Annotated in this window: 6 protein-coding genes; all 6 read left to right on the plus strand. The window is 64.0% G+C overall.

Annotation, left to right across the window (positions count from 1 at the left end):
- Position 1 precedes the first annotated feature (1 nt).
- Positions 2-952 (plus strand): acetamidase/formamidase family protein, encoded by a 951-nt coding sequence (locus Q0S16_RS25675; RefSeq protein WP_295855175.1) that lies wholly within the window; start codon positions 2-4, stop codon positions 950-952.
- Positions 949-1,533, plus strand: coding sequence for a TIGR00730 family Rossman fold protein (locus Q0S16_RS25680; protein ID WP_295855178.1), 585 nt, complete (start codon positions 949-951; stop codon positions 1,531-1,533). The genes Q0S16_RS25675 and Q0S16_RS25680 overlap by 4 nt, the downstream gene beginning before the upstream one ends.
- Positions 1,534-1,601: 68 nt before the next feature.
- Positions 1,602-2,594, plus strand: a complete 993-nt coding sequence (locus Q0S16_RS25685; RefSeq protein WP_295855183.1) for an ABC transporter substrate-binding protein — start codon at positions 1,602-1,604, stop codon at positions 2,592-2,594.
- Positions 2,594-4,042, plus strand: a complete 1,449-nt coding sequence (locus Q0S16_RS25690; protein ID WP_295855188.1) for an amidohydrolase family protein — start codon at positions 2,594-2,596, stop codon at positions 4,040-4,042. Before Q0S16_RS25685 ends, Q0S16_RS25690 begins: the two co-directional genes overlap by 1 nt.
- A 210-nt stretch (positions 4,043-4,252) precedes the next feature.
- On the plus strand, positions 4,253-5,863 hold the full coding sequence (locus Q0S16_RS25695; protein WP_295855190.1) for an ABC transporter substrate-binding protein: 1,611 nt from the start codon (positions 4,253-4,255) through the stop codon (positions 5,861-5,863).
- Between the two features lie 218 nt (positions 5,864-6,081).
- A partial coding sequence (locus Q0S16_RS25700) for an ABC transporter permease (protein WP_295855192.1) occupies positions 6,082-6,898 on the plus strand: 817 nt, incomplete at its 3' end.

Here is a 6,898-nt window from a genome sequence, read left to right on the forward strand (position 1 = left end):
CATGACACAGACCCTTCTTCCTTCTCCGACCACCGTGCACTGGGGTCATTTCGACGCCACGCTGAAGCCGGTCGCGACCATCAATGCCGGCGATACCATCGTGATCAACAGCGTCAGTGGCGCCCCTGTCAATTTGCCGACCCAGGCCGGCATGACCATTCGGCCGGAGCTGACGGCGATTCACGCGGCGGTGAAACCGGAGGTCGGCCCGCATCTGCTCACCGGTCCGGTGGCGATCCGCGGCGCCATGCCCGGCGATGCGTTGCGCATCGAGATTGTCGACGTGCAGCTCGCCGACGACTGGGGATATAATTCTTTCAAGCCCGGCATGGGCACGTTGCCCGATGACTTCCCCTACGAACGCCTGGTGCATCACGGCATCGATTGCGCCAAGGGCATCGTCCACACCTCGTGGGGCATGGACCTGCCCGCGCATCCATTTTTCGGCGTGATGGGCGTGGCGCCGGCACCCGAGATTGGCCGCGTCACCACGGTGATGCCAGCCTCGTTCGGCGGCAATATCGACAACAAGGAACTCGGCCCCGGCGCCGTGCTATATCTGCCGGTGGCCGTCGAAGGCGCGCTGTTTTCCTGCGGCGACGGCCATGCCACGCAGGGCGACGGCGAAGTCTGCCTCACGGCCGTCGAAACCGGCCTGACCGGCACGTTCAAATTCGATGTCATCAAAAACGCGCAGCTCGAGGCGCCCTACGCCGAAACCAAGACCCATCTGATCTCGATGGCGTTCGACGAGGATCTCAACGAGGCTGCCCGCGTCGCGCTGCGGCGGATGATCGCCATGGTGGTGGCGCGCACCACGCTGACCGCCGACGATGCCTACATGCTCTGCAGCCTTGCCGGCGACATGCACGTCACCCAGCTGGTCAACCGCAGCAAGGGTATTCACGTCATGATGCCGTTCGCGCTGCTCGAGCAGAAGAAGCGTTCATGATTCCTGCGCGCGAGATCAAAAGCGTCGCGGTGTTCTGCGGCTCGAACTTCGGCGGCTCCGACGCCTATGCCGAGGGTGCGCGGCAGCTCGGCATCGCGCTGGCGCGCGACAACATCACGCTGGTCTATGGCGGCACCACCAAGGGGCTGATGGGCGTCGTCGCCGATGCCCTGCTCGGTGCCGGCGGCAATGCGCATGGCGTGATCACCGAGCGCCTGCACCAGCGCGGCCATTCGCATGGCAATCTGACGCGCAGCGAAATCGTCGCCACGTTGCGCGGTCGCAAGGAGCGGATGGCCGAACTGGCCGATGCCTTCATCGCAATGCCCGGCGGCATCGGCACCATGGAAGAGATGATGGAAGTCTGGACCATGAACCAGCTCGGCGAGATCGACAAGCCGGTCGGACTGCTCGACATCGATGGATTCTACATGCCGTTCCTGGCCTTCATCGATCACATGGTGACCACCCAGTTCCTGCCCGCCGCGCACCGGCACTCGATCTGCGTCGATCCGGAACCCGCGGCATTGATCGAGAAATTGCGGACCTTTCAAAAGACCGACGTGCCGAAGTGGCTATAGCCCTTCCCTCCTGGAGAACTGACATGCGCCGTTTACTGACGTCCCTCCTTGTTGCCGGAAGCCTTGTCGTGCCTTTTGCGTCAGGTGCTGTCGCCGCCGAGCCCGTAAAAATAAAATTCACCCTCGACTGGAAAATCCAGGGCCTGCATGCGCCCTATTACTGGGCCAAGGCCAAGGGCTACTTCAAGGACGAAAACCTTGACGTCACCATCGACCAGGGCGAGGGCTCGGCCGCGACGGTGACCCGGGTGATGTCCGGCGCCTATGATGCCGGCTTCGGCGACATCAACGCCATCATCCAGAATGCCGCGACCCGGCCCGGCGAAGCCCCTGTGATGATCTACATGATCTACAACAAGGCGCCGTTCGCGCTGCTGACCAAGGCCGATGGTCCGATCAAGACCTTGAAGGATCTGGAAGGGACAAAGCTCGGCGCGCCGGCCGGCGGCGCATCGGTGAAGCTGCTGCCGCTGCTCGCCAAGCAGAATAATGTCGACTACGCCAGGATCAATCTCACCACGGTGTCGCCCGCGCTGCAGGAGCAATTGCTGCTGCAAGGCCAGGTTGACTCCGTCGCCGTGTTCACCGCTACCAGCTACATGAATCTGGTGTCGCTGAAGCTGGATCCGGACAAGGATTTCCGCTGGATGTATTATACCGATCTTGGCCTCGATCTGTATTCCAACGGGGTCATGGTGTCGCCGAAGCTGGCCAAAGAGAAGCCGGAAGCCGTGAAAGGGCTGCTGCGCGCCATCAACCGCGCGCTCAAGGAGACCGTGGCCAATCCCGACGCCGCCATCGAGATGCTGGCTGCCGAGGAGCCGCTGATCAAGAAAGACATCGAGAAGCGCCGCCTGCTCTATGTCTACAGCACCCTGATCGACACGCCTGAAAGCCGAGAACTCGGCCTCGGCGACCTCAGCGACAAGCGTGTCACCTCGAACATCGCGACCATCGCCGCCTCGTTCGAATTGCCGAAGGTGCCGACCGCCGGCGAGGTGTTCAGCCGCGCCTTCCTGCCGCCGAAGGCCGATCGTGTTCCGCCGACGATCGCTCGCTGATGAGCACCGCGCCCCGCATCATCCACTGCGCGCACGCGATCGGACCCGATGGGCCGATGGCGGGCGCACAGACGATCCGGATCGACGGCGGCAAGATTGCCTCGATCGAGCCGGCCGCGCTTGCCGCCGACGCGCTGCTGGCGACGCCAGCGCTGGTCAATGCGCACGACCATGGCCGCGCGATCCGCACCAGTTCGATCGGCGCCGACGCCAAGCCGCTGGAATCCTGGCTGCATTATCTGGCGCTGTTTCCCTCGGTCGATCCCTATCTGGCCGCGGCCATGACCTTCGCCAACAGCGCGCTCGGCGGCGCCGGCACCGTGATGGTGCATTATACCCGGGCTCAGGGACTGACGGATCTTCCCACCGAAGCCGCGGAAGTGGCGCGCGCCGCCCGCGATGTCGGCGTCCGCGTTGGCTTCGCGGTGTCAATGAAGGATCGTAACCCGCTGGTCTACGGCGCCAGCGAACCGATCCTGGCTGCCCTGCCCGCGCCATTGCGCGCCGAAATCGAGCAACGCTTCCTGCGCGCGCCGCTGTCGCCGCGCGACTACATGGCGCTGGTCGATGACGTGGCTGCCGCGGCCGCTGGACCCGGCTTCGATGTGCAATACGGTCCGAACGGTGTGCAATGGTGCAGCGACGCGCTGCTAAAAGCCACCGCCGAGGCCTCCGATCGCACGGGCCGTCGCGTGCACATGCATCTGCTGGAAACGAAATACCAGCGGCAATGGGCCGACGCAGCCTATCCCGATGGCATTGTCAAAATGCTCGACGAGATCGGCCTGCTATCGCCTCGGCTGACGCTGGCGCATGGCGTCTGGGCGCGGCCAGCCGAACTCGAACTGCTGGCCGAGCGCGGTGTCACCATCGCGGTCAATACCAGCTCGAATCTGCATCTGCATTCCGGCCTGGCGCCGGTGCATCAGATGACCAGAGCCGGCTGCGCGATGGCGCTCGGAATCGACAGCAAGGCGCTCGATGACGACGACGATTCGCTGCGTGAATTGCGGCTGTCCTATCTGCTGCATGCCGGGACCGGCTTCGAACACGCGACACGGCATCAGGCGCTGCACGCCGCGGTCGGCCATGGCCGGTTCGCGGTGACCAATATCCGGGAGGATGGCGCCCTCGCGCCGGGACGCGCCGCCGACCTGCTGCTGCTCGACTGGGCCGCGCTCGACGAGGACGGACTGCTGGATGCGCCCGATCCGATCAACCTGCTGTTCTCCCGGGCGACCGCGCGGCACATCCGCGAGCTGATCGTCGGCGGCCGCACCGTGGTGAAGGATCGTCGCGTGCCGGGCATCGACCTTCCCGCGATCCGCACCGAGATACTGGCGCAGATGCGATCCGGAATGCGAAGCAGCGGCACGCTGGCGCAGGCGCTGGCGGCGCTCGATCACGGCATCGCGCGGCACTATCTGGCCGACCTGCCCTGCTGCTGAATCCATCAATTCGGTTTTGCGGGACCTCAGCCGGCCAAGGTCGAAGCCATGGATCGGGGGTAACGGTCGCAAACGCCTGGCAGACAAGCTTACCGCAAAACGACCGCCTCGTACGGCCGCAATTAAGAGCATGACTCCCTCCGCCGTTGTGCCGTAGGTTCCCAGCCAACGCCCGGCTGGCGTCATTTCACCACAGGAGAACGCTTCGGTATGACACGCTTCGAAATCACCCGGCGCACGGCGCTGCTGACCTCTGCTGCCATTGCCGCGAACGTGCTCAATCCGATGCGGGCCTTTGCCCAGGAAACGCCGCGCAAGGGCGGCGTTTTCAACGTCCATTACGGCGCCGAGCAGCGCCAGCTCAACCCCAGCATCCAGGCCTCGACCGGCGTCTACATCATCGGCGGCAAGATCCAGGAGAGCCTGGTCGACCTCGACGCCGACGGCAAGCCGGTCGGCGTGCTCGCCGAAAGCTGGGAATCCACCCCGGATGGCAAGACCATCACCTTCAAGTTGCGCAAGGGCGTCACCTGGCACGACGGCAAGCCGTTCACCTCGGCCGACGTCGAGTTCACCGCCATGAACATGTGGAAGAAGATCCTCAACTACGGATCGACGCTGCAGCTGTTCCTGACATCAGTGGAAACCCCGGACGCGCTGACTGCGGTGTTCAAATATGAGCGGCCGATGCCGCTCGGCCTGCTGCTCCGCGCGCTACCGGATCTCGGCTACATCTCCGCCAAGCATCTCTACGAATCCGGCGACATCCGGCAGAACCCGACCAACCTCGCGCCGATCGGCACCGGCCCGTTCAAATTCGTCAAATATGAGCGCGGCCAATACATCATCGCCGACCGCAACACCGAATACTGGCGCCCGAATGCGCCCTATCTCGACCGCATCACCTGGCGCGTCATCACCGACCGCGCCGCCGCCGCCGCCCAGATGGAGGCCGGCGACCTGCACTACAGCCCGTTCACCGGCCTGACCATTTCCGACACCGCGCGGCTCGGCAAGGACAAGCGCTTCGTCGTCTCGACCAAGGGCAATGAGGGCAACGCCCGCACCAACACCATCGAGTTCAACTTCCGCCGCAAGGAACTCGCCGACATCCGCGTTCGCCGCGCCATCGCGCATGCGATCAACGTGCCGTTCTTCATCGATAATTTCCTCGGCGACTTCGCCAAGCTGGGCACCGGCCCGATTCCGTCGGTATCGACCGATTTCTTCCCCGGCGCCGACACCCCGCAATATCCCTATGACAAGGCCAAGGCGATCAAGCTGCTCGACGAGGCCGGCTTCAAACCCGGCGCCGGCGGCGCCCGCTTCTCGCTGCGGCTGCTGCCAGCGCCCTGGGGCGAGGACATCTCGCTCTGGGCGACCTTCATCCAGCAATCGCTGGGCGAGATCGGCATCCCCGTCGAAATCGTCCGCAATGATGGTGGCGGCTTCCTGAAGCAGGTCTATGACGATCATGCCTTCGACATCGCCACCGGCTGGCACCAGTATCGCAACGATCCCGCGGTCTCGACCACGGTGTGGTACCGCTCCGGCCAGCCGAAGGGCGCGCCGTGGACCAATCAGTGGGACTGGACCGATCCGGCGATCGACAAGCTGATCGACGATGCCGCCACCGAGATCGATCCGGTGAAGCGCAAGGCGCTGTATGCCGAATTCGTCAAGCAGGCCAATACCGAACTGCCGGTGTGGATGCCGATCGAACAGATTTTCGTCACGGTGATTACCGCCAAGGCGCGCAACCATTCCAATACGCCGCGCTGGGGATCATCGAGCTGGCATGATCTGTGGCTTTCGGCATGATGCGAGCTGCGGCACAGTAGCGCGTTCAACGAAAAGCCTCGCAGTTTGTCATTGCGAGGAGCCAACGGGTCCGGCTTTGCCGGCCCGATGGTAAACTCCGCGACGCGGCAATCCAGAAACCACAAGCTCGGCAAGAACTGGATTGCTTCGTCGCAAGAGCCTTCGCAAGGACGTGGAGAGAGCATGGCGTCGTCCAAAATAGAAACTATACTCACCAGATGCGCATTCTGATCCTTGCGGGGCGGCGGCTCGCCGCCTCGATCCCGACCCTGTTCCTGATCCTGATCGGCGTGTTCCTGCTGCTGCAGTTTGCGCCGGGCGACACCGTCGACGCGATGATGGCGCAGATGGGCGGCGGTGACGCCGCGACCGCGCGCGAGCTGCGGAAATTCTACGGCCTCGACCTCTCGATCCCCGTGCAGCTCGGCAATTATCTGTGGCGGCTGATCCGGCTAGATCTCGGCTTCTCCTCGATCTACGGCAAGCCGGTCGCCACCGTGATCCTCGAACGGCTGCCGCCGACCATTCTGCTGATGACCGCATCGCTGTCATTCGCGTTCTTCGCCGGCCTGGTGCTCGGCGTGATCGCCGCGCGCGGCGTCAACAAATGGCCGGACACGCTGATCTCCACCGTCGGCCTGATCTTCTACGCCACGCCGTCGTTCTGGTTCGGGCTGATGGCGATCGTGGTGTTCTCGATCTATCTGCAGTGGCTGCCGGCCGGCGGTTTTCAGGATATCGGCACCGTGCAGACCGGCATCTGGGGCGTCATCGATATCGCCCGCCATCTGGTGCTGCCGACGCTGACGCTCGGGCTGATTTTTCTGGCGATCTATCTGCGCATCATGCGCGCCTCGATGCTGGAGGTGCTCAACCTCGATTATGTCCGCACCGCGCGCGCCAAAGGCCTCGACGAGACCCGCGTGGTGACGCGGCATGTGCTGCGCAACGCGCTGCTGCCGATGGTGACCCTGATTGGCTTGCAGGCCGGAACCATGCTCGGCGGATCGGTGGTGGTCGAAAGCGTGTTCTCGC

The organism is Tardiphaga sp. (assembly GCF_025356345.1).
Taxonomy (GTDB): domain Bacteria; phylum Pseudomonadota; class Alphaproteobacteria; order Rhizobiales; family Xanthobacteraceae; genus Tardiphaga.